Origin of the sequence: Peteryoungia algae, from assembly GCF_030369675.1 — a bacterium.
Lineage (GTDB): Bacteria > Pseudomonadota > Alphaproteobacteria > Rhizobiales > Rhizobiaceae > Allorhizobium > Allorhizobium algae.
On record NZ_CP128477.1, the window covers coordinates 382,045 to 406,204 of the forward strand.

Annotated in this window: 22 protein-coding genes; 8 read left to right on the top strand and 14 right to left on the bottom strand. The window is 62.4% G+C overall.

What is annotated here, in order from left to right; genetic code table 11:
* Positions 1-39: 39 nt before the first annotated feature.
* Entirely contained in the window at positions 40-936 is an 897-nt protein-coding gene (locus QTL56_RS01980) for a branched-chain amino acid ABC transporter permease (protein WP_245137175.1), read from the top strand.
* Here QTL56_RS01980 and QTL56_RS01985 read toward each other — a convergent pair.
* The 5 genes from QTL56_RS01985 to QTL56_RS02005 all read right to left on the bottom strand — a co-directional run bounded on the left by QTL56_RS01985 (position 926) and on the right by QTL56_RS02005 (position 5,166).
* Positions 926-1,399, bottom strand: a complete 474-nt coding sequence (locus QTL56_RS01985) for a molybdenum cofactor biosynthesis protein MoaE (protein WP_245137174.1) — start codon at positions 1,397-1,399, stop codon at positions 926-928. The two genes, QTL56_RS01980 and QTL56_RS01985, sit on opposite strands and share 11 nt — an antisense overlap.
* Before the next feature lie 25 nt (positions 1,400-1,424).
* Complete coding sequence (moaD, locus tag QTL56_RS01990; RefSeq protein WP_229575851.1) at positions 1,425-1,679, bottom strand: molybdopterin converting factor subunit 1; 255 nt, start codon at positions 1,677-1,679, stop codon at positions 1,425-1,427.
* 1 nt (position 1,680) lies between these two features.
* Complete coding sequence (gene pgsA, locus QTL56_RS01995; protein WP_229575852.1) at positions 1,681-2,262, bottom strand: CDP-diacylglycerol--glycerol-3-phosphate 3-phosphatidyltransferase; 582 nt, start codon at positions 2,260-2,262, stop codon at positions 1,681-1,683.
* Between the two features lie 121 nt (positions 2,263-2,383).
* On the bottom strand, positions 2,384-4,411 hold the full coding sequence (gene uvrC / locus QTL56_RS02000) for an excinuclease ABC subunit UvrC (protein ID WP_229575853.1): 2,028 nt from the start codon (positions 4,409-4,411) through the stop codon (positions 2,384-2,386).
* Positions 4,408-5,166 carry an SDR family oxidoreductase gene (locus tag QTL56_RS02005; RefSeq protein WP_245137173.1) on the bottom strand — a complete coding sequence of 253 codons (759 nt, stop codon included), beginning with the start codon at positions 5,164-5,166 and terminating at the stop codon, positions 4,408-4,410. The genes uvrC and QTL56_RS02005 overlap by 4 nt, the downstream gene beginning before the upstream one ends.
* A gap of 367 nt (positions 5,167-5,533) precedes the next feature.
* Between QTL56_RS02005 and QTL56_RS02010 the strand changes: the two genes are divergently transcribed.
* On the top strand, positions 5,534-6,193 hold the full coding sequence (locus tag QTL56_RS02010; protein ID WP_229575855.1) for an outer membrane protein: 660 nt from the start codon (positions 5,534-5,536) through the stop codon (positions 6,191-6,193).
* An 80-nt stretch (positions 6,194-6,273) separates the two neighbouring features.
* Here QTL56_RS02010 and QTL56_RS02015 read toward each other — a convergent pair whose 3' ends face one another.
* The 3 genes from QTL56_RS02015 to QTL56_RS02025 are packed head-to-tail and all read right to left on the bottom strand — an operon-like array spanning position 6,274 to position 8,536.
* Positions 6,274-6,870 (bottom strand): glutathione S-transferase, encoded by a 597-nt coding sequence (locus QTL56_RS02015; RefSeq protein ID WP_245137172.1) that lies wholly within the window; start codon positions 6,868-6,870, stop codon positions 6,274-6,276.
* Between the two features lie 30 nt (positions 6,871-6,900).
* The gene (locus QTL56_RS02020) at positions 6,901-7,659 is read right to left on the bottom strand and encodes a ribonuclease T2 family protein (RefSeq protein WP_245137171.1); all 759 of its coding nucleotides are present in this window, start codon (positions 7,657-7,659) and stop codon (positions 6,901-6,903) included.
* 13 nt (positions 7,660-7,672) lie between these two features.
* Complete coding sequence (locus QTL56_RS02025) at positions 7,673-8,536, bottom strand: 23S rRNA (adenine(2030)-N(6))-methyltransferase RlmJ (protein WP_245137170.1); 864 nt, start codon at positions 8,534-8,536, stop codon at positions 7,673-7,675.
* Between the two features lie 33 nt (positions 8,537-8,569).
* On the opposite strand from QTL56_RS02025, the gene QTL56_RS02030 reads away from it, so the two are divergent.
* Positions 8,570-10,726, top strand: coding sequence for a molybdopterin-containing oxidoreductase family protein (locus QTL56_RS02030; RefSeq protein WP_245137169.1), 2,157 nt, complete (start codon positions 8,570-8,572; stop codon positions 10,724-10,726).
* 4 nt (positions 10,727-10,730) lie between these two features.
* Positions 10,731-11,318 carry an NUDIX domain-containing protein gene (locus QTL56_RS02035; protein ID WP_245137168.1) on the top strand — a complete coding sequence of 196 codons (588 nt, stop codon included), beginning with the start codon at positions 10,731-10,733 and terminating at the stop codon, positions 11,316-11,318.
* 9 nt (positions 11,319-11,327) lie between these two features.
* Here the strand turns inward: QTL56_RS02035 and purN are convergent, their stop codons facing one another.
* Positions 11,328-11,984, bottom strand: a complete 657-nt coding sequence (purN, locus tag QTL56_RS02040) for a phosphoribosylglycinamide formyltransferase (protein ID WP_245137167.1) — start codon at positions 11,982-11,984, stop codon at positions 11,328-11,330.
* Entirely contained in the window at positions 11,981-13,054 is a 1,074-nt protein-coding gene (gene purM / locus QTL56_RS02045; RefSeq protein WP_229575862.1) for a phosphoribosylformylglycinamidine cyclo-ligase, read from the bottom strand. The genes purN and purM overlap by 4 nt, the downstream gene beginning before the upstream one ends.
* Positions 13,055-13,294: 240 nt before the next feature.
* Between purM and QTL56_RS02050 the strand changes: the two genes are divergently transcribed.
* From QTL56_RS02050 to ppx, 4 genes are all read left to right on the top strand, one after another.
* Positions 13,295-14,449, top strand: coding sequence for an AI-2E family transporter (locus QTL56_RS02050; RefSeq protein WP_229575863.1), 1,155 nt, complete (start codon positions 13,295-13,297; stop codon positions 14,447-14,449).
* The gene (gene hdaA, locus QTL56_RS02055) at positions 14,450-15,163 is read left to right on the top strand and encodes a DnaA regulatory inactivator HdaA (protein ID WP_245137166.1); all 714 of its coding nucleotides are present in this window, start codon (positions 14,450-14,452) and stop codon (positions 15,161-15,163) included.
* 63 nt (positions 15,164-15,226) lie between these two features.
* Complete coding sequence (locus tag QTL56_RS02060; protein WP_245137165.1) at positions 15,227-17,416, top strand: RNA degradosome polyphosphate kinase; 2,190 nt, start codon at positions 15,227-15,229, stop codon at positions 17,414-17,416.
* Between the two features lie 12 nt (positions 17,417-17,428).
* Complete coding sequence (ppx, locus tag QTL56_RS02065; RefSeq protein WP_229575866.1) at positions 17,429-18,949, top strand: exopolyphosphatase; 1,521 nt, start codon at positions 17,429-17,431, stop codon at positions 18,947-18,949.
* Between the two features lie 69 nt (positions 18,950-19,018).
* On the opposite strand, the gene QTL56_RS02070 is transcribed toward ppx, so the two are convergent.
* The 4 genes from QTL56_RS02070 to QTL56_RS02085 form a co-directional block, all read right to left on the bottom strand.
* Positions 19,019-20,377: an esterase-like activity of phytase family protein gene (locus QTL56_RS02070; RefSeq protein ID WP_245137164.1), complete on the bottom strand. Its 1,359-nt coding sequence runs from the start codon at positions 20,375-20,377 to the stop codon at positions 19,019-19,021.
* 108 nt (positions 20,378-20,485) lie between these two features.
* A complete protein-coding gene (gene lhpI / locus QTL56_RS02075; RefSeq protein ID WP_245137202.1) occupies positions 20,486-22,171 on the bottom strand; it encodes a cis-3-hydroxy-L-proline dehydratase in 1,686 nt (561 codons plus the stop codon).
* Positions 22,171-23,181, bottom strand: coding sequence for a DUF2891 domain-containing protein (locus QTL56_RS02080; protein ID WP_245137163.1), 1,011 nt, complete (start codon positions 23,179-23,181; stop codon positions 22,171-22,173). The genes lhpI and QTL56_RS02080 overlap by 1 nt, the downstream gene beginning before the upstream one ends.
* Positions 23,178-24,155 (bottom strand): small ribosomal subunit Rsm22 family protein, encoded by a 978-nt coding sequence (locus QTL56_RS02085; protein WP_245137162.1) that lies wholly within the window; start codon positions 24,153-24,155, stop codon positions 23,178-23,180. Before QTL56_RS02085 ends, QTL56_RS02080 begins: the two co-directional genes overlap by 4 nt.
* Positions 24,156-24,160: the final 5 nt, after the last annotated feature.

Consider the following 24,160-nt stretch of genomic DNA (forward strand, 5'->3'; position numbering starts at 1 on the left):
ATATCATTTTGACAGTTATAAACGTCACTGGAGGGACATATGGTCTATCTGGTCCAACAGCTCCTGAATGCGCTGCCGCTGGCGAGCCTCTATGCCTGCCTGGCCTTCGGATATTCGCTCGCATTCGGCGTCACCAGGCGACCGGACATCACCTTCGGCGCATTTGTCGCCTTTGCCGGCCAGATATGCCTCCTGTTCACCGATTATGGCTGGAACCACCTCTATCTCGTGCTGCCGGCAGCGCTCGGGCTCGGCCTCTTCGCAGGCGCTGGCTATACCCTTTTCGCCGGCTTCTGGAATGCGCGCACCGTGATGCTGCCGCTGCATAAACGCTCCCCCAATGCGGTAATCGCAGCCTCGCTCGGCGTGCTGCTTCTCCTCTCGGAAGGCGCTCGTATTGCACTCGACACCCGAAGTCTCTGGCTGCCGCCCATGGGGGAGCAGTTCGTGCCGCTCTTCGTGATCGAGGGATCCCAGATCGGTCTGACCCGCCTGCAGATCCTGCATGTCGGGCTGATGCTCTCCTTGGTAGCCGGCGGCCATTGCCTGCTGTCGGTCAGCCGGGCAGGACGTCTCTGGCAGGCTGTCTGCCAGGACCCTCTCGCCGCGAGGCTCGTCGGCATCGACGCTGACCGCATCTTCGTGGCGGCGCTCGTGGCCGCGAGCGCCTTCGCTGCCTTCGGCGGCCTGTCCGCGACCGTAGTGTACGGCACCATGGATTTCGGCGCGGGTCTGATGTTTGGATTGAAAGTGGTTCTGATCGCGGCCGTCGGCGGCTATTCGCGTCCGCTGCATTCGGCGCTGGGTGCTGCTGCAGTCGGATTTGCCGAGCAACTCTGGAGCGCCTATGGCACGATGATCTGGCGTGACGTTGTCATCATTTCAGCGCTTGTCTGGCTGCTGGTGATCAGCAGGCGCGAACGGATCATTCCGTGAGCCAGCGATCCCGCGCGCTGTCGTCGGCATCCTTCGCTTCGACCCACGCACCGCTATGGCCATCCTTCCCGTGCGCCTTCTTCCAGAAGGGGGCGGAGGTCTTGAGGAAGTCCATGACGAAATTGGCGCCATCGAAGGCCGCCTGGCGATGCGGTGCTGCGGCAAGCACAAGCACGATCTGCGCGCCCGCCTCGATCCGGCCGAAACGGTGGATGGCTGTGAGGCCCAGAAGCGAAAACCGGTCCATGGCAATCTCTGCGATGCGCTGCATCTCGGCTTCTGCCATGCCGGGATAATGTTCGAGTTCGAGTGCGGCCAGGGCCCCGGCTTCGTCACGGCACAGGCCGACAAACGAGACGAGCGCACCGACATCCTTTCGCCCGTTCGTGAGCTTCCGCGATTCTGCGGCAGCGTCGAAATCGTCCGGCTGAACGGAAATGGTGGGTATGGGCCTGGCCGTCATGGTCTCAACTCCCGCGGCGGGCCTTTTAGCCCCCGGTCATCGGCGGAAAGATGCCGATTTCGCGGGCGCCCGCGATCGATTCGTGGTGCTCGATATGCTCCTGGTTGACAGCGACGCGGATCGCTTTCGGAAAGCGGAGAGCCTCTTCATATCCTTCGCCGAGCGTCGCGAGCCAGGCAACGAGATCACCGGCGGTCTTCACCTCGACCGGTATGTCGAGCTCTTCTTCGCCTTTGCCGACCCGCTCGCGAACCCAGGCGAAGTAGACGATCTTCGCCATCTCAATCCACCATGTGCTTCGCACCGGCGCGGAAATAGTCATAGCCGGTATAGATGGTCAGGATCGCCGCGATCCAAAGCAGGGAGATGCCGATTTCAGTTGTGTAGGGCAGCACCTTGGCGCCAGCGGGTCCGGCGAGCAGGAAGGCGAGCGCGAACATCTGCGCCGCCGTCTTCCACTTTGCGATCTGCGTGACCGGCACGCTAACCTTCAGTGCCGCGAGATATTCGCGCAGGCCCGAAACCAGGATTTCGCGGCAGAGAATGGTGATCGCTGCCCAGATCGACCAGCCGGCGATTGTGCCATCGGCCGCCATCAGCAGAAGTACCGAGGCGATCAGCAGCTTGTCGGCGATCGGGTCGAGCATCCTGCCGATGTTCGACGTCTGGTTCCAGATCCGTGCCAGATAGCCGTCGAGATAGTCCGTGATCGAGGCGGCGATGAAGATCGCAAGGCCCGTCCAGCGCGCAAAATCGGAACTCTGCAGTTTGCCTTCGACGAAAAAGCACACGACGATGAGCGGCACGGCCAGGATGCGGGCGTAGGTGAGGAGATTGGGAATGTTGTATGCGCGCGAAGCCATGATGCCCTGTCTTTGTATTCTGGTGCTTCAATAGATGTGAGGGTTTTCGGTCGGGGCCGTCAACCTAAGAATTTTGAATGACCTTCGCGAACCTCTCGACCCCGGATGCGTCATTTCCGTGTCAGTCGCCGCTGCTGTCGTGAAAATGGTTGTAGATCAGGCGCGCGACGGCTTCGGATATGCCCTCGACCGCCATCAGGTCGCTGACGGCGGCCCGCGACACGGCTTTGGCCGTGCCGAAATGCTGAAGCAATGCCCGCTTGCGAGTCGGACCGATGCCGGAGATTTCGTCGAGCGGGTTCTTGATCATCTCCTTCTTGCGGCGCGCCCTGTGGGAGCCGATGGCGAAGCGGTGGGCTTCGTCACGCATGCGCTGGATGAAGTAGAGGACGGGATCGCGCGGCGGCAGCGTAAAATCGGGCTTGCCCTGGACGAAGAAGCGTTCGCGACCTGCATCGCGGTCCACGCCCTTGGCAACGCCGATGGCAATCACGCTGTCGGTGATGTCGAGTTCGTCAAGGATCTTGCGCACCGCCGACATCTGACCCTGGCCACCATCGATCAGGATGACATCGGGCCAGGCGGGAAATGCCGTATCGGCGCTGTCCTCGGGCGCCGCACTGCGGTCCGGTTTGCCTTCTTCCTTCAACAGACGCGAGAAGCGCCTTGTCATCACTTCCCGCATCATGCCGAAGTCGTCGCCCGGCGTGATGTCGGTCGATTTGATGTTGAACTTGCGATACTGGCCTTTCACGAAACCCTCGGGCCCCGCGACCACCATGCCGCCGACGGCATTGGTGCCCATGATGTGCGAGTTGTCGTAAATCTCGATGCGGCGCGGCACGTAAGGGAGCTGGAAGGTCTCGGCGAGCCCTGCAAGCAGGCGCGACTGGGAGGCCGTCTCGGCCAGCTTCCGCCCATGCGCCTCGCGGGCATTGGAATTGACGTGATCGACGAGATCCTTCTTTTCCCCGCGCTGCGGCACGCTGATCGATACCTTGTGGCCGGCCTTCTCGGATAACGCCGTGGCCAGAAGGTCCTGTTCCTCGACCTCTTCCGACAGGAGGATGAGCCGCGGAACGGGCTTGTCATCATAAAACTGTGCAAGGAAGGAGTTGAGCACCTCCGCTGCGCTGAGTTGCGGGTCGGCCTTGGGGAAATAAGCCTGGTTGCCCCAGTTCTGGCTGGCCCGGAAGAAGAAGACCTGGATGCAGGAAAGCCCGCCCTCGTGATGGATGGCGAAGACATCGGCTTCTTCGACGCCGGCCGGATTGATGCCCTGATGGCTCTGAACATGGCTAAGCCCGGCCAGACGGTCGCGGTACACGGCAGCGCGCTCGAAATCGAGATCCTCGGCCGCCTCGTTCATCGCACGCGCGATGGACTCCTTGACGTTCTGGCTCTTGCCCGAAAGAAAGTCCTTCGCTTCACGAACGAGACCGCTATAGCCCTCGTCGCTGATTTCATGGGTGCAGGGACCCGAGCAACGCTTGATTTGATAAAGCAGGCAGGGCCGGGTGCGGCTTTCGAACACGCTGTCCGTGCACGTGCGCAACAGGAAGGCGCGCTGTAGCGAATTGATCGTGCGGCCAACGGCGCTGGCCGAAGCAAAGGGGCCGAAATAGTCGCCCTTGCGGGCACGTGCGCCGCGATGCTTGTAGATGGCAGGCGCGCGGGTGTCGCCGGTGATCAGGATATACGGAAAACTCTTGTCGTCGCGCAGAAGCACGTTGAAGCGCGGCCGCAGGCGCTTGATCAGGTTTGCTTCGAGCAGCAGCGCCTCGACCTCGGTGCGGGTCGTCACGAATTCCATGTGGACGGTATCGCGCACCATGCGCGCCAGCCGGTTCGAATGCACGCGCCCCTGGGCATAGTTGCTGACGCGCTTCTTGAGGCTGCGCGCCTTGCCGACATACATGACCTCGCCGTCCTTGTTCAGCATGCGGTAGACGCCTGGAGCGTTCGGCAACCGCTTGACGAACTCGCCGATCAGGTCGGCACCGGTCAGCCCGGTCTCATCAAGACCATCGACATGCCAGTCGATCTCGATCCCGGTGCGCGCCGGTTCGGGATCGACGGCGATGTCCTCGTCGTCGTCTTCCGTTCCGTCATAGAGAACGCCACCGTCGGGCAGCTTTCCTCCATTCATTCATTGATCTCCGTGCCGTGCCAAATCAGATGCTGGCCCCCATCCAAGGCGATCATTTGGCCGGTGATCGACGGTGTGTCAAAAAGAAACCGGATCGTACGGCCGAATTCGTCGAGCGAAGGGCCGCGCTTCAAGGGGAGGCTGTCTATCTGCGCCTCGAAATCCTCCGGCCGCTGTCGCTCGGAAATCAGGGTGGGGCCGGGGCCGATGGCGTTGACCCGCACCCGAGGTGCAAAGGCCTGCGCCAGCGTCTTTGTCGCTGTCCAGAGCGTCGATTTGGAGAGCGTGTAGGAGAAGAAGGTGGGCTTCAGCGCCAGCACTCGCTGATCGATGATGTTGACAATGAGGCCGGATCGATCCTGCGGCAATTCCCTCACCAGGGCACCGCTCAAAATGGCGGGCGCCCGAACATGCACATTGAAGTGACGATCGAAGACAGCGGCATCGAAATCGACGGCCGTATCGTCTTCGAAGACCGACGCATTGTTGACCAGCAGGCCGACAGGGCCGAATTCCGCCGTCGTCCGGGCGATAAGTGTCTCGATCTCGGAAATGTTACCGAAATCCGCCTGAAGCGCGATCGCCTGCTTTCCTTGTGACCTGAGGTCCTTTGCATGAGCTTCCGCCGCCTCGAGCGCGCCGTTTGCATGAAGGGCAACGGCGAATCCATGTGCAGCCAAGTCTTCGGCTATAGCGCGGCCAAGTCGTTTCCCGGAACCGGTGACCAAAGCCACCTTGGGGATGCTGTTTTGCATCGGATTACCTTGCGTCGTCAGGGTTGGTGCACTGCATATATGTCGTCTTTGCGAGTTTTAAACCGTGCGAAAGGGAATCTCGGCGGGTATTTAGCTTCGGCTTTCATCAGTACAGAGCGAGTATAGCTTTTGATGACCTTCAACTAATTCTGTAAAGGATTTGTTATGGTTAACGAATAGTTTGTGTCTTTTAAGCAACGTCCCGATTTGGTCACTGATGTGCCACAATGAATTCACATTTCGGCTCTTTCAATTCCTCAATTGGCCGCCAAATGTACATTCGGAACGGGCAGGGAATACCCAATAAACGTTCAGGCCGCCGTTGGTTCTGATTGAAGTGCGGCCCGGAACTGTAAAGGAGACTAACATGCGTAACCTCAAGATCATGCTTCTGGCATCCGCCACCACCGTCGTCGCTTTCGCCGCCCAGGCTGCTGACGCCATCTACCAGGCACCGGAAGCTCCGGCTGCTGCCGAATCCTACTCTGCGCCGGCCGGCAACTGGTCTGGCGCCTATGTCGGCGGTGGCATCACTTATGACATGGGCAAGTTCACCGGCTCGTCGGACGGCCGCGACGCCGATGGCATCGGCGGCACCGTTTACGGCGGTTACAACATGCAGAGCGGCTCCATCGTTTACGGTGCTGAAGCCGACATCAGCTACGCCGGCGAAGACGGCTCGGCCGGCACAGACGCAACTGCAGGCAGCCTCAAGGGCACCCAGGGCGTCAACGGCTCGGTCCGTGGTCGCGTCGGCTACGACCTGAACCCCTTCCTCGTCTACGGTACGGCCGGTGTGGCTGTTGCCAACCACGAGCTGGAAGGCAATGGCACGAACGACGAGAAGCTGGCAGCTGGTTACACGGTTGGTGCCGGTGTCGAGACCTTCGTCACCGACAACATCACCGCACGCGTCGAATACCGCTACAGCGACTACCAGAAGCGCGACTTCGATCTCGGCACTGGTGCGATCTCCAAGGGCTTCGACGACCACTCGGTCAAGGTCGGCATGGGCGTGAAGTTCTGATCCACGCGATCAACTGCACAAGGAAAAGCCGGGCATCGTCCCGGCTTTTCTGTGTCTGGAGATAAGAGAGCGATAGCGGCTCAGGCCTTGGGCCGAAGCGCTGGATAGGGCTCGAAGGCTTTCGCAAACTTGGCCGGCCATTCGGTGAGCGCGGCCCGGCCTTTCTCCCAATCGCCGGGGAAACGCAGCATCAGATAGCCAAGTGTGGCTGCAAGCGCGAAATGACCGCCATGCAGCTTCTTGCCGATCTTCGGCAGGTGTTTGTCCAGATGGTCGAGGCTGCGATTGATCTTCGCCCACTGCCGCTCGATGACGTCCTGGCTGACCAGTTCCGGTGGCCGGAAGCGCTTCTCGTAGACAATGGCCAGCAGGCAATCGGCGATCCCGTCTGCCAGCGCTTCCAGAACCTCGGCCTCGGTCCGCTTTTCGTTCTTCTTCGGATAGAGACGCTTGTCCGAGGCCCGGTGCAGGTATTGCATGATCGCGCGACTGTCGAAAATGGCGGTGCCATCCTCGGTAACCAGTGTCGGGATCTTGCCGAGCGGATTGGCGTCGAGCAGGTGCGACGGGTTTTCCGCCGTGTTCACCCGGATCTCCTCCAGTTCGATGCCGAGATGGCGGGCCGCCATGCGGACTTTGGAAGAATAGGGCGAGGCGGGCGCGAAGAGCAGCTTCATGATGGGTTCCTGTGGCTCTCGTTGCGGGGGTCAGCGTGTGGCTGGAATGACGATGTCTGACCGGCGGCAGGATCGGCTGTCGACTTCGGGGCAGGTCCGGAAGCCCAGCGACTTGTCCAGACAGATCCTGACTTCATCGACTCTCTCCCTATCACAGGTCACCGCCACTGCCGAGCGGGCAAGGCCCGGATTGCTGCGGATGAAGGCTGCTTCAACCGCCTGCGGAGATGTGCGGCTTTCCCTGTCGACATCCGAAAGCTCAGCCGGAATGCGAATGCTATCATAGGCTTGGCGGACCAGCTTGAAGTAGTCGCTCATGGAAAGGCTGGAGCAGGACCCGTGCTTGCGCCATTGGTGACCGATCAGGCCCATGCTCGGCATGATGTCCATGACCGTGCGTCCGATCCGTTCCGGCACCCGGGAGCCCTCCGAGGTCGGACAGTTTTCCGGCCAACCCTTGTCGTTCTGCGGCCAGAGCCCGTGTACGACCCAGCCGAATTCCTTGTCCTCGCCGCATTGCTCGCGATTGCGGCCTGCCGCTTCGCTGTCGCAGAAGGTCGGCGACCAGGAAAGCGCGAGCACGTAAAAATCGAAGCCGCGCCCCTGTGGGACCGACGAGGCCGGTTTGATGGGGGAAGGGGATTGCTCCGCCGAAGGCTCGGCTGAGGGCGTGGGCGAGGAGACCGTTGCGACCGTCCGATCGGCGGGTGCCTCGGCCGGCAGGAAACTGTAGACGGCAGCTGCAGCAAGCATCAGGCCGAAGGCGATGAAGCCGGTATAGCGTCCCATTGCGATCCTCCGCTCAGTCTTCCCCACGCAGCCAGAAACAGCGATGCGAGGCATAGCGGTCCTGTGCCATCAGCCGCTTCAGCTCGGGAAGTGCCAGATGCATTTCGTCTTTCAGCGTGAAGGGCGGATTGACGATGACGAGCCCGGTGCCGGACAAGCCCGTCTGCTCCCGGTCACTCTTCACGTGCAGTTCGGCACAGAGCATCTTCGGAATGCCGAGTGCTTGCAGCGCCTCGTGAAACTCCTTGATCGGCGCGCCCTTCTTGATCGGGTACCAAAGGCAGTAGACGCCGTTGCCGAAGCGTCGATGCGCCTTGGCGAGCCCGTCGACCAGTCGCTCGTATTCGCCTTCGATCTCGAAGGGCGGGTCGACCAGCACGATGCCGCGCTTCTCCTTCGGCGGCAGATGGGCGTTCAGTGTCAGCCAGCCGTCGAGTTCCGTCACACGCACCTGGAAGTTACCCTCGAAGAGACGGGACAGCGCCCTTGAATCCTCTGGATGCAGTTCCATCGCCGAGAGTCGGTCCTGCGGGCGGAAGAGATCGCGGGAAAGCTTCGGGGAACCCGGATATTTGACAAGCGGCCCGCCAGGCTTGCGATCGGGGTTCAATGCCTTCACCGCATCGAGATAGGGCGCCATGATCTCGGCCACCTTGTCCGGCAGCTCGGCATCGATGACCTTGCCAATGCCCTCGAGCCATTCTCCGGTCTTCTGCGCTTCGTCCGAGGAGAGGTCGTAGAGGCCGATCCCGGCATGCGTGTCGAGTACGCGGAACGCCTTGTCCTTCTGCTGCAGATAGACGATCAGCCGCGACAGGACGAGATGCTTCAAGACATCGGCAAAATTGCCCGCGTGATAGATATGGCGATAATTCATGTGCGGTTCCGATGGCGTCGATGATTTGTTCGAATGGGGCTTTTGAGGTGTCAGGCCATGGCCTATAACCGGCCCATGAACATCCAGAGCCCCATCCGAAACCGGTCGGTCGGTCATACGGCCTGTCCGCATGACTGTCCATCCACCTGCGCCCTCGACGTCGAGCTGACGGAGGACGGCCGCGTCGGCCGTGTGCGGGGAGCGACCGGGAACAGCTACACCGCCGGCGTCATCTGCGCCAAGGTCGCGCGGTATGCCGAGCGGCTCTATCACCCGGATCGCCTGATGAAGCCGGTGCGCCGCGCCGGCGCAAAAGGGGCCGGTCAGTGGCAGGATGTCACCTGGGAAGCCGCCCTTGACGAAATCGCCGACGCCTTCGTCAAGGCCGAACAGCGTCATGGCTCGGAGGCCGTCTGGCCCTATTTCTATGCGGGCACCATGGGCCTCGTGCAGCGCGATTCGATCGAACGCCTGCGCCATGCGAAGCAATATTCCGGCTTCTTCGGCACGATCTGCACCAACATGGCCTGGACCGGCTATGTCATGGGCACCGGCACGTTGCGCGGCCCCGACCCGCGCGAAATGGCGGTGTCGGACTGCGTCGTGATCTGGGGTACCAATGCGGTCGCCACCCAGGTCAATGTGATGACCCACGCAATCAAGGCCCGCAAGGATCGCGGCGCCAGGATCGTCGTCGTCGATATCTACGACAATCCGACGATGAAGCAGGCCGACATGGCCCTGATCCTGAAGCCGGGCACGGATGCGGCACTGGCCTGTGCTGCCATGCATGTTGCGTTCCGCGACGGCTATGCCGACCGCGATTACATGGCGAAATTCGCCGACGATCCGGCAGGGCTCGAAGCGCATCTGAAGGACAAGACGCCGGAATGGGCCTCGGCCATAACAGGCCTCTCGGTCGAGGAGATCGAGGCCTTCGCCCGCCTCGTCGGCCAGACGAAAAAGAGTTACTTCCGCCTCGGCTACGGCTTTACCCGCAGCCGCAACGGTGCGGTTTCCATGCATGCGGCCCTGTCGCTCGCAACGGTTCTCGGCTCCTGGCAATACGAAGGCGGCGGTGCCTTCCATTCGAACAGCGACATCTTCCAGCTGAACAAGGCGGAGCTGATGGGCACGGCCATGGTCGATCCTGACATCCGCATGCTCGACCAGTCGCAGATCGGCCGCGTGCTGACCGGCGATGCGGAGGCGCTACGCCATCGCGGACCCGTAGACGCGCTGATCATCCAGAACACTAACCCGGTGAATGTGGCTCCCGAACAGCGGCTGGTGAAGCAGGGCTTCCTGCGCGACGACCTCTTCGTCGCCGTGCATGAGCAATTCATGACCGAAACGGCGGAACTCGGCGATATCGTGCTTCCGGCGACCATGTTCGTCGAACATGACGACATCTATCGCGGCGGCGGCCAGAGCCATATCCTGGTCGGGCCGAAGCTCGTCGACGCCCCGCCGCTGGTGCGCACCAATCTCTTCGTCATCGAGGAACTGGCCAAGCGCCTCGGCGTGGCGGGTCGCGCCGGCTTCGGCAAGACCGAGCGAGAGCATATCGAGCGCATGCTCTACATCAGCGGCAAGCCGGATTTCGACACGCTGATCGAAGACAAGTGGCTGGACTGCCAGCCGGCCTTCGAAGACGCGCATTACCTGAACGGCTTTGGCCATCCGGACGGCAAGTTCCGCTTCAAGCCGGATTGGGAAAACACACCGGCCCCGAACAAGCCACCGGCAAGGCTCGGATCGCTTGGTCCGGTCAAACTGCTTCCAACTTTCCCCGATCAGGTCGACCTGATCGAAACCGCTGATGCCGAGCATCCCTTCCGGCTCGCGACATCACCGGCGCGCAATTTCCTGAATTCGACCTTCGCCGAAACCAAAACGTCCCGCGATAAGGAAGGCCGACCCGAGGTCATGGTCAATCCGGTCGATGCAGCAGCGCTTGGCCTCGCCGAGGGCGACATCGTGCAATTGGGCAATACACGCGGGCAACTCCGCATCCATGCGAAGATCACCGATGCGGTGAAATCAGGCGTGCTCGTGGCCGAGGGCCTCTGGCCGAACAAGAGCCATCTCGACGGCGAGGGCATCAATGTCCTGACCGGTGCCGATCCGGCGGCCCCGCACGGCGGTGCCGCCTTCCACGACAATAAGGTCTGGATGAGAAAAGCTTGAAGTCATGAGCATTTTCGACAAGGCCCGGATCTCGATCCTGGAAGACAAGACGCTGTGGAAGGGATGGAGCCACCTGCGCGGCATCACCTTCGATTTTTTCCGCGAGGGCAGGGCGCCGCACAGGCTGACCTGGGAGGTCTTCGACCGCTGGAATGCCTCGGCCATTCTTCTGCACAATGTCGAGCGCGACACCGTCACCCTGGTGCGACAGCTGCGCATCGCCGCCCATCTTTGCGGCGAACATCCCTATCTGCTTGAAGCCCCGGCCGGCTTCATCGATGACGGTGAAACGGCGCTGCAGGCGGCTCTGCGCGAAGCACGCGAAGAGACCGGCTACCAGGTTGCCAAGGCGACGCCAGCCTTTGCCGCCTTCATGTCGCCCGGCTCCGTCACCGAGAAGCTGCACGGCTTCTACGCCGCCGTCACCGATGCCGACCATGTCGCCGAAGGGGGCGGGCTCGAGGATGAGCACGAGGATCTCGAGGTCGTCGAGATCGGTTTCTCTGAAGCTATGGAAATGGTCGATGCAGGCGAGATTATCGACGCCAAGACGATCATGTTGCTGCAATGGGCAGCACTGAACAAGCGCTGACGCAGTGCCTCAGGCGCTAATCAGCCTGACGTTCGCATCCGTCTCGGATGCCAGCCGCTCGACACTCCCGTCGGCGCGCATGGTGACGCCACCCGATGCGACCAGCTTCAGCGCCGCCGCATAGGTTTGATGCTCCACTGTCAGCACCCGTGCGGCCAGCGCCTCGGCCGTATCGTCGATCAGCACAGGCACGACCGCCTGGGCGATGACCGGCCCCTCATCCATGCCTTCGGTGACGAAGTGCACGGTGCAGCCGGCGACTTTCATGCCGGCATCGATGGCCCGCTGATGCGTGTGCAGGCCGGGAAAAAGCGGCAGCAGGGACGGGTGAATGTTGAGGATCTTTCCCTCATAGGCGCGGATGAAGTCGCCTGAGAGCAAACGCATGTAGCCGGCGAGGCAGATCAGGTCAGGGCCGATCTCGGCGAGTGCGGCAAGGATCGCGGCCTCATGCTCGGCCTTCGAGCCAAAGGCCTTGCGCTCGAAGACGCGTGTCGGAATGCGGAGCGCTTGCGCTTTCGCAAGGCCGCCGGCCTCAGGCTTGTCGGAAAAGACCGCGACGATCTCGGCCGGATAGTCGGCCGCTTCGCAAGCCCTGGCCAGTGCCAGCATGTTCGACCCGCCGCCGGAAACGAAGGCGACGACGCGTTTGCGGCTGTCGCTCATAGGGCGAGCGTACCCTTGTAGGTCACGCCATGCGCACCCTCTTCGCGGGCGATCATGCGGCCGAGGCGGGCAACGGTTTCACCCTCGGCTTCCAGCGCCTTGGTGACGTCGTCAACCTTGTCGGCGGAGACCACGACGATCATGCCTATGCCGCAGTTGAAGGTGCGCAGCATTTCATTCTGGGCAACGCCACCGGTCTTGGCGAGCCAGGAGAAGACGGCCGGCACCTGGAAGGAGGAGAGATCGATCTCGGCGGCGAGGTGCTTCGGCAACACGCGCGGAATGTTTTCCGGGAAACCGCCGCCGGTGATATGGGCGAGCGCCTTGAGCGACTTGGTTTCCCTGATCGCCTTCAGGAGCGGCTTCACATAGATCCGGGTCGGGGTCAGCAGGGCAGCACCCAGCGACTGTCCCTCGGCGAAGGGAGCCGGTGCGTCCCAGGCAAGGCCCGAGAGCTCGACGATCTTGCGCACCAGAGAAAAGCCGTTGGAATGCACGCCCGAGGAGGAAAGCCCGAGGATCACGTCGCCCTCGGCGATATCGCCTGATGGCAGCAGTTCGCCGCGCTCGGCAGCACCGACGGCAAAGCCTGCGAGGTCGTAATCGCCCTTGGAATACATGCCCGGCATTTCAGCGGTCTCGCCGCCGATCAGCGCGCAGCCCGCCTCGCGGCAGCCAGCAGCGATGCCCTGAACGATGGCAGCCCCCTGGTCCGGATCGAGCTTGCCGGTGGCGAAATAGTCGAGGAAGAGAAGGGGCTCTGCGCCCTGCACGACGAGGTCGTTGACGCACATGGCAACGAGGTCGATGCCGACCGTGTCGTGGATATTGGCGTCGATGGCGATCTTCAGCTTGGTGCCGACGCCATCATTGGCTGCCACCAGGATCGGATCCTTGAAGCCGGCGGCCTTCAGGTCGAAGAGCCCGCCGAAGCCGCCGATCTCGCCATCCGCACCGGGGCGCCGGGTCGACTTCACGGCCGGCTTGATCTTCTCGACCATCAGATTGCCGGCATCGATGTCGACGCCCGCATCGCTATAGGTCAACCCGTTCTTGCCAGCCTGGCTCATGCCTGCCTCCGATCCTGCGAGAATTTCGGCTGGCCATGGCATGAAGAGCCTTCAGATGCAAGCTGCGAGGTGCAGAAGCCCACGATTTCCCGGGCATTCTGGCATCCCATTGCACCTTGTCGCTGCCGATCGGGTCGGAGTTCTTGACCAAGCCTTTGCCTGTACCCTATCTCCTTCTCTGGCGCCGCAGCATGCGAACCTCGTTTGCAAGTGGCAGGTTACGTGGGAATGGAGACGCATATGGCTCGCAACATCAGTGCAATTGGCCTGCGCCGCCAGGTGTTTTTCTGGCTGGTGACACTGGCGATCTTCATCGCCTTCCTGATGCTGTTCTCGTCCATCCTGTTGCCATTCATCGCCGGCATGGCGCTTGCCTATTTCCTCGATCCCGTCGCCGACAGGCTGGAGCGTATCGGCCTGAGCCGCCTGATGGCGACAGTGGTGATCCTCGTCTCCTTCGTCATCGTGTTCGTTCTGTCCCTGATGATCATCATCCCGGTGCTCGCCAGCCAGCTCAACGAATTCATCCAGCGCGTGCCCGGATATATCACGCAGCTGCAGACCTTCATCGCGACCTCGAATGCTTCCTGGCTTCCGGATTGGGTCGATGGCCAGATGGGCACGATCCGGGAGAATTTCTCGCGTTATCTGAGCGAAGGCGTCGGCTTCCTGGGAACTCTGGTTGAGCAGATCTGGAATTCCGGCAAGGCGCTACTCGACATCGCCTCGCTTCTGGTCGTGACGCCGGTCGTCGCATTCTACCTGCTGCTCGACTGGGATCGCATGATCGAGAAGGTCGACAGCTGGGTGCCGCGCAACCAGCTCGGCACGGTGCGTCAGCTCGCGACCGAACTCGACAACACGATTGCCGGCTTCGTGCGCGGCCAGGGGTCGCTCTGCCTCATCCTCGGCATTTTCTACGCGATCGCGCTCTCGGCCGCCGGCCTGAATTTCGGCCTGCTCATCGGTTTCTTCACCGGCATGATCAGCTTCATTCCCTATGTCGGCTCGACGGTCGGCCTGCTCCTGTCGCTCGGCGTCGCCATCGTCCAGTTCTGGCCGGACTTCATCTGGGTCGGCGTCATTGCCGGCATCTTCTTCCTCGGCCAGTTCATCGAGGGAAACATCCTGCAGCCCAAGCTGGTGGGCAAGAGCGTCGGCCTGCATCCGGTCTGGCTGATGTTCGCGCTCTTCGCCTTTGGCGCGCTCTTCGGCTTCGTCGGCGTGCTCGTGGCGGTGCCGGCTGCCGCCGCCATCGGCGTGCTTGTCCGGTTCGCCATATCGCGTTATCTTGACAGCGATCTCTATTACGGAACGGCGCTCGTCATTGCGCCGCCTTCCCCTGCCGTCGGCGAGATCGAACCTCCAAGCTCCAGAGACGTGTCCGAGACGTGAATGACTGACGCCAAGATGGCTCCCGCAAAGCGTGGAGCCGCCGAACAGCTGCCGCTCGCCTTCGAGCATGGCTCTGCCACCGGCCGCGACGACCTGCTGGTTTCCGAGCGCATGGCCGCGGCCGTGTCGATCGTCGACGCCTGGCCGAACTGGCCGTCGCCGGTGGTGATCCTCGCAGGCCCGGAAGGTTCGGGAAAATCGCATCTCGCCCAGATCTTTCGAGACATCAGCGGTGCGGCCGATATTCTGCCGCAGCCGGGCGAGGGGGCATCGCAAGTCGCGGCCATCGGCCCCGTCCTGTTCGAGGATGCCGACCGCCGGGGTTTCGACGAGGTCGAGCTGTTCCACGTCATCAATGCGGTGCGCCAGCACGGCACGACGCTGCTCATCACGTCGCGCAGCTTTCCGCCCTCGTGGAATGTCCAGTTGGCGGATCTCAACTCGCGCCTGAAGGCGGCCACTGTGGTCGAGATCGGGGCTCCGGACGAAGACCTTCTCGGTCAATTGATCACCAAACTCTTTGCCGACCGCCAGCTTTGCATCGATGACAAGATCGTCGGCTATATCGTCAGCCGCATGGAGCGCTCCTTCCTTGCCGCCCAGATGGTGGTCGATCGCATGGACAGGCTGGCGCTTGCCAGGCGCGTCAGGATCACACGCAGCTTGGCGGCAGAGGTGCTGGAAACGCTGGAGGCGGCCGACGGTACGGATTGAGCGTCACAGATCTGTCGTCATACTGTTATAATTGGCCGGGAACGATAACGAAGGGACGGAATCATGGACAGCGCGGTACACAGTACGGGCGGCGACAGAGGCGAGACAGCATCCGCCGAGGACCTGTTGGCCAGCCCTCTGCGCTTCATCAATCGTGAATTCTCCTGGCTGCAGTTCAACCGTCGTGTTCTCGAGGAAACGCTCAACACCGCGCACCCGTTGCTGGAGCGCGTTCGTTTCCTGTCCATCTCGGCAGCCAATCTCGACGAATTCTTCATGGTCCGCGTCGCCGGCCTCGAAGGTCAGGTCCGCCAGGGCATCGTCATCAAGAGCCCCGACGGCAAGACCCCGGCCGAGCAGCTCGACGACATCCTGAAGGAAATCGACAATCTGCAGATGGAGCAGCAGGCGTCGCTCGCCGTCCTGCAGCAATATCTCGCGCAGGAGGACATCCTGATCGTGCGCCCGGCCGCCCTTTCCGAGGCGGATCGCACCTGGCTGGAGACGACTTTCGAGGAGTCGATCTTCCCGGTCCTGACACCGCTTTCCATCGATCCGGCGCATCCGTTCCCGTTCATCCCCAATCTCGGCTTCTCCATGGGCCTGCAGCTCTGCTCGAGCCGCAATGGCGATCCGATGACCGCGCTGCTGCGCCTCCCGACCACCCTCGACCGCTTCATTCGCCTGCCTGATGACGGCAACACGATCCGCTACATCACGCTGGAGGACATGGTCGGCCTTTTCATCAACCGGCTTTACCCGGGCTATGAGGTCAAGGGCTTCGGCACCTTCCGCATTATCAGAGACAGCGATATCGAGGTCGAGGAAGAGGCCGAGGATCTGGTGCGCTTCTTCGAAACGGCGCTGAAGCGCCGTCGTCGCGGTTCGGTCATCCGCATCGAGGTCGATTCCGAAATGCCGGTCGCGCTTCGCCAGTTCGTCGTGCACGAACTCGGTGTTGCCGATAATCGCGTCGCGGTGCTTCCCGGCCTGCTGGCGCTCAACACCATATCCGAGATCACCAAGGCGCCGCGCGACGACCTCCGTTTCGAGCAGTACAATGCCCGCTTTCCCGAGCGTGTCCGCGAGCATGCCGGCGACTGCCTCGCGGCGATCCGCGAAAAGGACATGATCGTCCACCACCCCTATGAGAGCTTCGACGTCGTCGTGCAATTCCTGTTGCAGGCGGCCCGCGACCCGGATGTGCTGGCGATCAAGCAGACGCTTTACCGCACCTCCAACGACAGCCCGATCGTGCGCGCCCTGATCGATGCCGCCGAAGCCGGCAAGTCGGTGACGGCCCTGGTCGAGCTCAAGGCCCGGTTCGATGAGGAGGCCAACATCCGCTGGGCCCGCGACCTGGAACGCGCCGGTGTGCAGGTCGTCTTCGGCTTCATCGAACTCAAGACACATGCCAAGATGTCGATGGTCGTGCGCCGCGAGGATGGCAAGCTTCGGACCTACTGCCACCTGGGCACCGGCAATTACCATCCGGTCACGGCGAAGATCTATACGGACCTCTCCTTCTTCACCTGCAACCCGAAGATCGCCCATGACATGGCGAACATCTTCAACTTCATCACCGGTTATGGCGAGCCGGAAGAAGGAATGAAGCTTGCTGTGTCGCCGCATACCCTGCGCCCACGGATCCTCACGCACATTCGCGAGGAAACGGAGAACGCCAAGGCAGGGCGTCCGGCCGCGATCTGGATGAAGATGAATTCCCTCGTGGATCCCGAGATCATCGATGCGCTCTATGCGGCGAGTGGCGCCGGCGTCGAAATCGATCTGGTCATCCGCGGCATCTGCTGCCTGCGGCCACGTGTGCCCGGTCTGTCGGAAAATATCCGGGTCAAGTCGATCGTGGGGCGCTTTCTCGAACACAGTCGCATCTTCTGCTTCGGCAACGGCCATCGCCTCCCGTCGGAAAAGGCGCTCGTCTATATCGGCTCGGCCGACATGATGCCGCGCAATCTCGATCGCCGCGTCGAGACTCTGGTGCCCCTGATCAATCCGACGGTGCATGAGCAAGTCCTGTCGCAGATCATGCTGGGCAACCTGATTGACAATCAGCAGAGCTACGAGATATTGGCCGACGGGACGTCACGCCGCATCGAAGTGCGACAGGGTGAGGAACCTTTCAACGCCCAGCACTATTTCATGACCAATCCCAGCCTGTCTGGTCGGGGTGAAGCTCTGAAGTCGAGTGCACCGAAACTGATCGCCGGTCTGATTTCCGGCAGGAAACGATAACACTGGACCCTCATGACAAGATCTGAAGCGCAGGGGCGCCTTCCGGGTATTGCCCCTGTCTCCGTTGTCGACATCGGCTCGAACTCCATTCGTCTCGTGATCTATGAAGGGCTTTCGCGCGCGCCGACGGTTCTCTTCAACGAGAAGGTGCTTTGCGGCCTTGGCCGGGGCGTGGCCACGACCGGTCGGATGGACGAGGAAGGTGTCGAGCGGGCGCTGGCGGCACTGCGCCGGTTTAGGGCGCTCTCGAACCAGGCCCAGGCGACTCGTATGTATGTGCTCGCCACCGCAGCTGCCCGCGAGGCCTCCAACGGCCCCGATTTTATTGCCCGTGCTGAAGAGATCCTCGGCCACGAGGTTCAGGTACTGACCGGCGAGGAGGAAGCGAAATACTCGGCTCTCGGCGTCGTCAGCGGCTTCCACAACGCGGATGGCATTGCCGGCGACCTTGGCGGCGGGTCGCTCGAACTGATCGACATCAAGGGCAAGGGCTTCGGCAAAGGCATCACGATGCCGCTCGGCGGCCTGCGTCTCTCGGAGAGCGTCGATGGTTCGCTTCCCAAGGCCCGCACGCTGGCGAAAAAGCTCGTCGGCGATGCCGCCCTGCTGAAGAAGGGGCAGGGGCGCACCTTTTATGCCGTGGGCGGCACATGGCGCAATATCGCCAAGCTCCATATGGAGATCCGCAAATATCCGCTGCACATGATGCAAGGCTACGAACTGCCCTATGACGAGATCGCTTTCTTTCTGGAAGAGATCATCTCGGGTGCGAACAGCCGTGATCCGGCCTGGTCGACCATTTCCAAGAGCCGACGCAACCTGATCCCCTTCGGCGCGATCGCCATGCGCGAGGTGATCGAGGTGATGAAACCGAAAGGCGTCTGCTTCTCAGCCCAGGGTGTGCGCGAGGGCTATCTCTATTCGCTGCTGCTCGAAGAGGAACAGGCGCTCGACCCCCTGATCGAGGCTGCCGACGAGCTGGCGATCCTGCGTGCCCGCTCGCCCGAACATGCCCGCGAGCTCGCGGACTGGACGGGCCGGATGATGCCCTTCTTCGATATCGAGGAAACGGAAGAGGAAAGCCGCTATCGTCAGGCCGCCTGCCTGCTTGCCGATATCAGCTGGCGTGCCCATCCCGATTATCGCGGCCTGCAGGCACTCAACGTAATTGCCCACTCCTCCTTCGTCGGCATCACCCACCCGGGCCGCGCCTTCATCGCGCTCACGAACTATTACCGCTTCGAAGGCCTGCACGACGACGGCCAGACCGGACCGCTCGCGGCAATCGCGACCGAGCGCCTGCTGGACCGGGCAAAGCTCGTTGGCGGCATGTTGCGGGTGGTCTATCTCTTCTCGGCATCCATGCCGGGCGTCGTCCACAATCTCACATTCCGGCGATCCGACAATGCCGATCTCGACCTCGAATTTGTCGTGCCGAAAGCCTACGAGGAGTTCTCCGGGGAACGGCTCGATGGTCGCCTGATGCAGCTCGCCAAGCTCACCGGCAAGCGCCTGGCCTTCGTCTTCGAATAGGGTTGATTGATGAACCGAACAGAGTGAGAGCGGGCCTTGAGCCCGCTCTCTTCGTTTCAGGCGTCGCGCTTACTTCGCGCCAAGGAATTCGCCGACTTCGAGCAGGACGAACTCGTTGTCATCGGCCTTGTCCAGCGCACGACCGGCCGAGAAGGGCAGGTTGTTGTCGTTGCCGACGATGATGTGGGTCGGATCGACCACGTCGACATTCTCGATGGTGACGAAGGGCATGTCGTAGAAGCCTTCGCCGCCGCCGTGGCGCTTCTTGTTGTCGGGGTCTTCGATCTTCATCAGGTCGATGTAACCGATCTTGCGCACCGCCTTGCCGGCATTCTCTTCCGTCATCTCGATCTTGTAGATCCGCTTGTGCTTGGCCGGAACGGCGAAGCAGTCGGCAGCCGGTGCCTTCGGATCAGCGCAGGCCTTGTCAGCCACGCCAGCACCATTGTCGCGCTCGATGACGAGGGCCGTCGTCTCATCGATCATGTTGAAATCGCCGATCGCCTCGCCGCCTTCCGACAGCGGATAGAGCCAGGTCTTGCCGGTCCAGGACTTGGAGGCGGCATCAAGTTCGATGATGCGCAGTGCGGTCAGACCGTCCGCCTTTTCCACGGAACCGTCTTCGAGATAGAGCGGGCCTTCGAGCATGCCATAGAGTTTCGTGCCATCCTTCGACATGGCAAGCCCCTCATAGCCACCGGAACGCTTCAGGTTGAACACCGGCATCTTGGCGGAAGGATTGGCTGGAACGACGAGCGTCGGATTGTCGGGTGACTTGACCTCGATCTCGCCGGCCTTCGTGGACATGACGTCGGTCAGCGCGCCCTCGGCCGAGAACTTCAGCATGTAGGGGCCGAGCTCTTCGCCGACCCAGAAACCGTCTGAGACCGGCTGGATGGACTCGACGTCGAAATCGGCACCCGTCAGATAGCGCTTGTCCGAGCCTTCCATGGCGATCGGGAAGGGGGCCTTCTTGTCCGGGTCGGAGAGGAACAGGGTCTTTTCGACGTTTACGGTGCCGGCTTCCCAATCGAAGGTCAGGTGATGCAGCATCAGCATGGCGTCGGTGGAATTGGCCTTCGAGCCGAAGCCATTGTCTGAGAGGCTCCAGAAGGTGCCGTCTTCCATGGCCTTGATGCCGGAGAAGCCCTGCAGCGGCTGGCCGTCGAAGGGAAGCGACAGGCCCGTCAGGCGCACGCCATCCTTGCCGGGAACGCTGCCAAGCGCATCCGCGCGGCTGCGGTCAGCCGTCGTGAACTTGCCGGAGGTCTTGAGATAGGCGGGCGCATCGGCGGGGGCTGCGATGATCGTGTTGGCCGGCAGAATGGCGTGGTTGACGAGCTTGGCCGGGAAGGCCTTCTCCTCGGCCGAGGCCTGGGAGACGAAGAGGACGAAAAGGGCGGCAGATGTCAGAAGGGCTTTGGTCATGGCGTCACCTTGTTGGACGGGAGGAAACGCCGCTGTCCTTAAGGAGCCTTCATGTCGCACCGATTGCTGTTGGGTGAAGTTTCAGTGACGCCACCCGTTACCCACAGGCTAGCCGAGCCAAGCGGGCAGGTCGCCGCGGTCCTCACCTGCCACAGCAGCCTCGACACAGGCCGCGAGGCTGCCGAAACGCATGGTACGGCCGGTGAGGCCGGGGCCGTAATGGGCATATTTGCCGGAATTGGTCATGATGGTGAGGGCGTCGACCGGAATGATCGGCTCGGTCACCATGCACCAGCAGGTGTCGTTGACGAGGGTCACCCCGAATGCCAGCAACGCTGCCACAGCACCAGAGGCCTCTGCCTTCGCCATCTCTGCGCGCCCGCAGGTCACAACGAGCGGCACGTGGGCATGCCGCGTTCTGCCGTGGCAAAGCGCGGCAAGGGCCGCCATTTCTGTCGCGGAGAAATGTGGATTGCCGAGCGAGACGAGCTGCACTGCACCCGGATCCGCACCGTTCAACTCGTGCCAGGCACGCAGCAGGTCATCGGCAGTGAGTGCAATCGTCTGCAAATCCAGCGCCGCAAAGGTCTCAGGCTCGCATGCCTCCGGTGTCACGCCCGCGATATGGATCATCGGTGCTGCCGATGTGGTGGCGAAGGCAGCCCCGAAGGCCTTGAGCGCGTCCGAATCCGGCTCGTATTCCGATAGCCCCTCAACGAGCGGGATAGCATCAGGCGAAACGGTCCCGATCAGATAGCCGATCAGCGGCCAGAGGCTGTCGTCCGCATTCGCAAGCGGGGGCACGGTGACGCGGAGCCGTGGCGCGCGCTCCTCCGGCAAATGACAGCCCGCCCTGGGTGCCCGGCCCGTCAGCGCGATCGCGATGTCGAGATAGTCGGGATATTTCATCGTGCGCGCGCCGAGCACGCTGTTGGCATAGACGACGGCATTCGATTCCGCCCAGACGATCTGCTCGTCACGCGCGGGCCGATCGTCGAGCAGATAGGGTGCGCAGGTGAAAGTCGGTTGCGCCCCCATCGCCACATAGGCATCGGCCACGGCCGCTGCCGGTTTGCCCAGCGCTTCCGGTACGCCTTGAACCAGCCAGCGACGATGATCGACCGAAATCGCATTCAGCGTCGTCGGCACCACGACGCGCCCGCCCAGGTCGCGCAGTTTTTCCGCAAAGGCGAGACCACCGGGACCGGTATAGATGCAGCCGTCGATATGGGCGCGCGTGATGTCGATCAGTTCGGCCGCGCCCGCGAGGGCTGCCATTCTCAGCACCATCCGCATGGCAACGGCAGCCGCTTCGCCACGCTCGCCCGCGAGAATGGCTTGATCTTTGTCCGTGAGCGCGATGTTGGAGCCAACGTCGGCGAAAGCGTTGCTGATCCGGATGCGCCCGGCTGTCTTCAGCCCGGCAAAGGCTTGCCCGCCGACCGCAATGACCGGAATGGACCGCCCGAAGACCTCCTCTGCGACGATGACGCCGAGCGTGATGATGGCCTCGGAATGTTCGAGCACGATCGCCGCAGGGCCCTGGCCGTTGAGAATCAGTTCAAGGATGACGCCGCTGCCGGTGCATGAGCCACGGCTCGTCGGCAGCGCCAGCACGCGACCCGTCAGCCGTTCACCACTCAAGGGATGGTGTCGGTCGATGATCTCGCCGGTCACAGCATCGACGCCGCCCCAAAAGCTGAGCGCCGTGTCGGTGAACAGCACTTCGCCCTCGGCAGATCCGGAGACGAGCACGCGGCCCGTGATGTCGACGGTGTCATGGAGGCTGCCCATCATTTCGTCTCCGTCAGGTCCAGGACTGCAAAACTTGCCAGCCAGTGTTCACCCATATAGTCGCCGGCCACATGCGCGATCCCTGCTGTTAGATGCCGATGCACGGCATCGCGCATCACGGGTCGGCGCGGGTCCGTGTCCGTCAGGGTGTTCGCCAGAGATGACCAGCACCAGGCGCGGCTGATGTTCAATCCATCGAGATGGGCAATCTTGCCGTCCGAGCGATCGGAAACGGAGGCGGGCGCAAACAGCGTGCGCGGCTGGCTGGCTGCGATCTCAGGCAGGAAAGCGTCGAACCAGCGGGCAAAGTCGGCAGCCGGCAGAAGCCGGCGCATGCATTCCGCCTCGATCAGCGCAGGCGAGAGGAAGTCGTCCCCCGACGGTTCGCCCCAGGCGGGGCAGGCGGTGTCAGAGCCGTACCAGCGTTGCGCCGTGGCGCGCAGCAGTTCGAAGAAAGTATCGTCTCCGACGGTCTCGGCGAAGTCGGCGGCAAGCCTCAGCGCAAAGGCTGTGTTGTAATGTGTGCCCACCCGCACCGGATAGGTGGCAAGCGGCAGGAAGTCGCGAAAGCGCTGGACGATCCGCTCCGTCAGCGGCGACAGCGCAGCACCCCAGGCGGGATCCTCGTGGCCCTGCAACTCGGCGGCAAGCTTCAGCAACCAGCCCCAGCCATAGGGACGCTCGTAACCGCGTGCCATCGGCCGGTCGAAATAGGCGCCCTCGCCGGCGACCCTGTCGGGGACGAGCATCGCGCCAAAGAGGTACCGGATCGCCTGCGCCTCTGGCATGTCGGGATAAAGCCGCAGCAGCCGCGCCAGCATCCAGTAGCCGTGCACGCAGGAATGCCAGTCATAGCTGCCATAGAAGACCGGATGGAGTTCGGACGGCGTCCGGGCGTCATCAGGTCCTTCAAGCCCGTGCAGGATGTGGTTGGGATATTCGCGGGTGACATGGCCGAGCGCGATCGCGGCAAGGCGGGAGGCAAGCTGGGGTGTCAGCCGCGTGGTCATCCCTTGTCTCCGAGTTCGAGCCGGTCGCCCCAGTCGGCCCGACGGATTTCCTTGAAGGCGTCCCCGTCGCGTTTGCTGAGCGTGAGTTCGGAAGCCGTCCCGTCGGTGCGACAGAGCTTCACGCGGCCGACGCCGCCATTGACGCGCGGCGGAGACAGCACGCGGTCACCGCGGATGATCACAGGCTCGCGCGAGGCGGCGATGAAGATGTATTTCTCGTCCTCCCACGGCACTTCGGCGCCCTTGGCCAGACGATGCACCCGCGAGCGTGCCACCCGCCTTGAGAAATGGCACCAGTCCGGTGCCACGATCGGACAGTCGTGAGAATGCATGCAAGGGGCCACAAGATGGGCTCCGAGTGTGCGCAGCTTGTCACGAACCGCGAGAATACGCTGCCAGCCGGCCGGTGTGCCCGGTTCGATCACGACGAGCATACCCCTCGTGAGGGTCCAGAGCCTTTCTGTGACAGATGCGATGCTTGCGGGCGGAAGTTCGTCCAGGACGTAGGCGAGCGTCACGAGATCGGCATGATCGAGCGTTGGGATCTTGCCGGTAACGTCGCCCGACTGCCAGTGGCTGGTCACGGTGCCGGAGGCGGCAAGTTTCTCGCCGACGCTGCGGATCGCGCCGCTGGCTTCCACCATCTCGGCAGAGCCGAGGCTCGACCAGGTGTCGGCCGCCGCCCAGAGTGCTGTGCCGGGTCCGCAACCGAGATCGATGAGTGTCTCCGGGGCAAACTCCGGTGCCGCATCCTCGACCATGGCCAGGGCCGCGCGGACCGCGGCGAACGTGGCAGGCAGGCGGGTCGCGAGATAGCCCTTGGCGGCCAGCGCATCATCAATATGGAAGCGCCCGTCACGCACTTCGCGCCGATATCGATCAGACAGCTGGGCGCTCGCCTTGGCAAGCTTGTCCAGTGGCTCGCCTGATAGCATCTGGTCGACGGCCGAGCGGAGGGGGGCGGGAAGCTCCATGAGGA

Bases quoted from the DNA above. Each gene is read 5' to 3' on its own strand.
- hdaA (WP_245137166.1), top strand. From the start codon at position 14,450: ATGACTGACGCCAAGATGGCTCCCGCAAAGCGTGGAGCCGCCGAACAG.
- QTL56_RS02010 (WP_229575855.1), top strand. From the start codon at position 5,534: ATGCGTAACCTCAAGATCATGCTTCTGGCATCCGCCACCACCGTCGTC.
- QTL56_RS02085 (WP_245137162.1), bottom strand. From the start codon at position 24,155: ATGGAGCTTCCCGCCCCCCTCCGCTCGGCCGTCGACCAGATGCTATCA.
- purN (WP_245137167.1), bottom strand. From the start codon at position 11,984: ATGAGCGACAGCCGCAAACGCGTCGTCGCCTTCGTTTCCGGCGGCGGG.
- QTL56_RS02060 (WP_245137165.1), top strand. From the start codon at position 15,227: ATGGACAGCGCGGTACACAGTACGGGCGGCGACAGAGGCGAGACAGCA.
- QTL56_RS02050 (WP_229575863.1), top strand. From the start codon at position 13,295: ATGGCTCGCAACATCAGTGCAATTGGCCTGCGCCGCCAGGTGTTTTTC.
- QTL56_RS02025 (WP_245137170.1), bottom strand. From the start codon at position 8,536: ATGAATTATCGCCATATCTATCACGCGGGCAATTTTGCCGATGTCTTG.
- QTL56_RS02015 (WP_245137172.1), bottom strand. From the start codon at position 6,870: ATGAAGCTGCTCTTCGCGCCCGCCTCGCCCTATTCTTCCAAAGTCCGC.
- moaD (WP_229575851.1), bottom strand. From the start codon at position 1,679: ATGGCGAAGATCGTCTACTTCGCCTGGGTTCGCGAGCGGGTCGGCAAA.
- QTL56_RS01980 (WP_245137175.1), top strand. From the start codon at position 40: ATGGTCTATCTGGTCCAACAGCTCCTGAATGCGCTGCCGCTGGCGAGC.
- ppx (WP_229575866.1), top strand. From the start codon at position 17,429: ATGACAAGATCTGAAGCGCAGGGGCGCCTTCCGGGTATTGCCCCTGTC.
- purM (WP_229575862.1), bottom strand. From the start codon at position 13,054: ATGAGCCAGGCTGGCAAGAACGGGTTGACCTATAGCGATGCGGGCGTC.
- pgsA (WP_229575852.1), bottom strand. From the start codon at position 2,262: ATGGCTTCGCGCGCATACAACATTCCCAATCTCCTCACCTACGCCCGC.
- QTL56_RS02070 (WP_245137164.1), bottom strand. From the start codon at position 20,377: ATGACCAAAGCCCTTCTGACATCTGCCGCCCTTTTCGTCCTCTTCGTC.
- QTL56_RS02030 (WP_245137169.1), top strand. From the start codon at position 8,570: ATGGGGCTTTTGAGGTGTCAGGCCATGGCCTATAACCGGCCCATGAAC.
- QTL56_RS02020 (WP_245137171.1), bottom strand. From the start codon at position 7,659: ATGGGACGCTATACCGGCTTCATCGCCTTCGGCCTGATGCTTGCTGCA.
- QTL56_RS02035 (WP_245137168.1), top strand. From the start codon at position 10,731: ATGAGCATTTTCGACAAGGCCCGGATCTCGATCCTGGAAGACAAGACG.
- QTL56_RS02005 (WP_245137173.1), bottom strand. From the start codon at position 5,166: ATGCAAAACAGCATCCCCAAGGTGGCTTTGGTCACCGGTTCCGGGAAA.
- uvrC (WP_229575853.1), bottom strand. From the start codon at position 4,411: ATGAATGGAGGAAAGCTGCCCGACGGTGGCGTTCTCTATGACGGAACG.
- QTL56_RS02080 (WP_245137163.1), bottom strand. From the start codon at position 23,181: ATGACCACGCGGCTGACACCCCAGCTTGCCTCCCGCCTTGCCGCGATC.
- lhpI (WP_245137202.1), bottom strand. From the start codon at position 22,171: ATGGGCAGCCTCCATGACACCGTCGACATCACGGGCCGCGTGCTCGTC.
- QTL56_RS01985 (WP_245137174.1), bottom strand. From the start codon at position 1,399: ATGACGGCCAGGCCCATACCCACCATTTCCGTTCAGCCGGACGATTTC.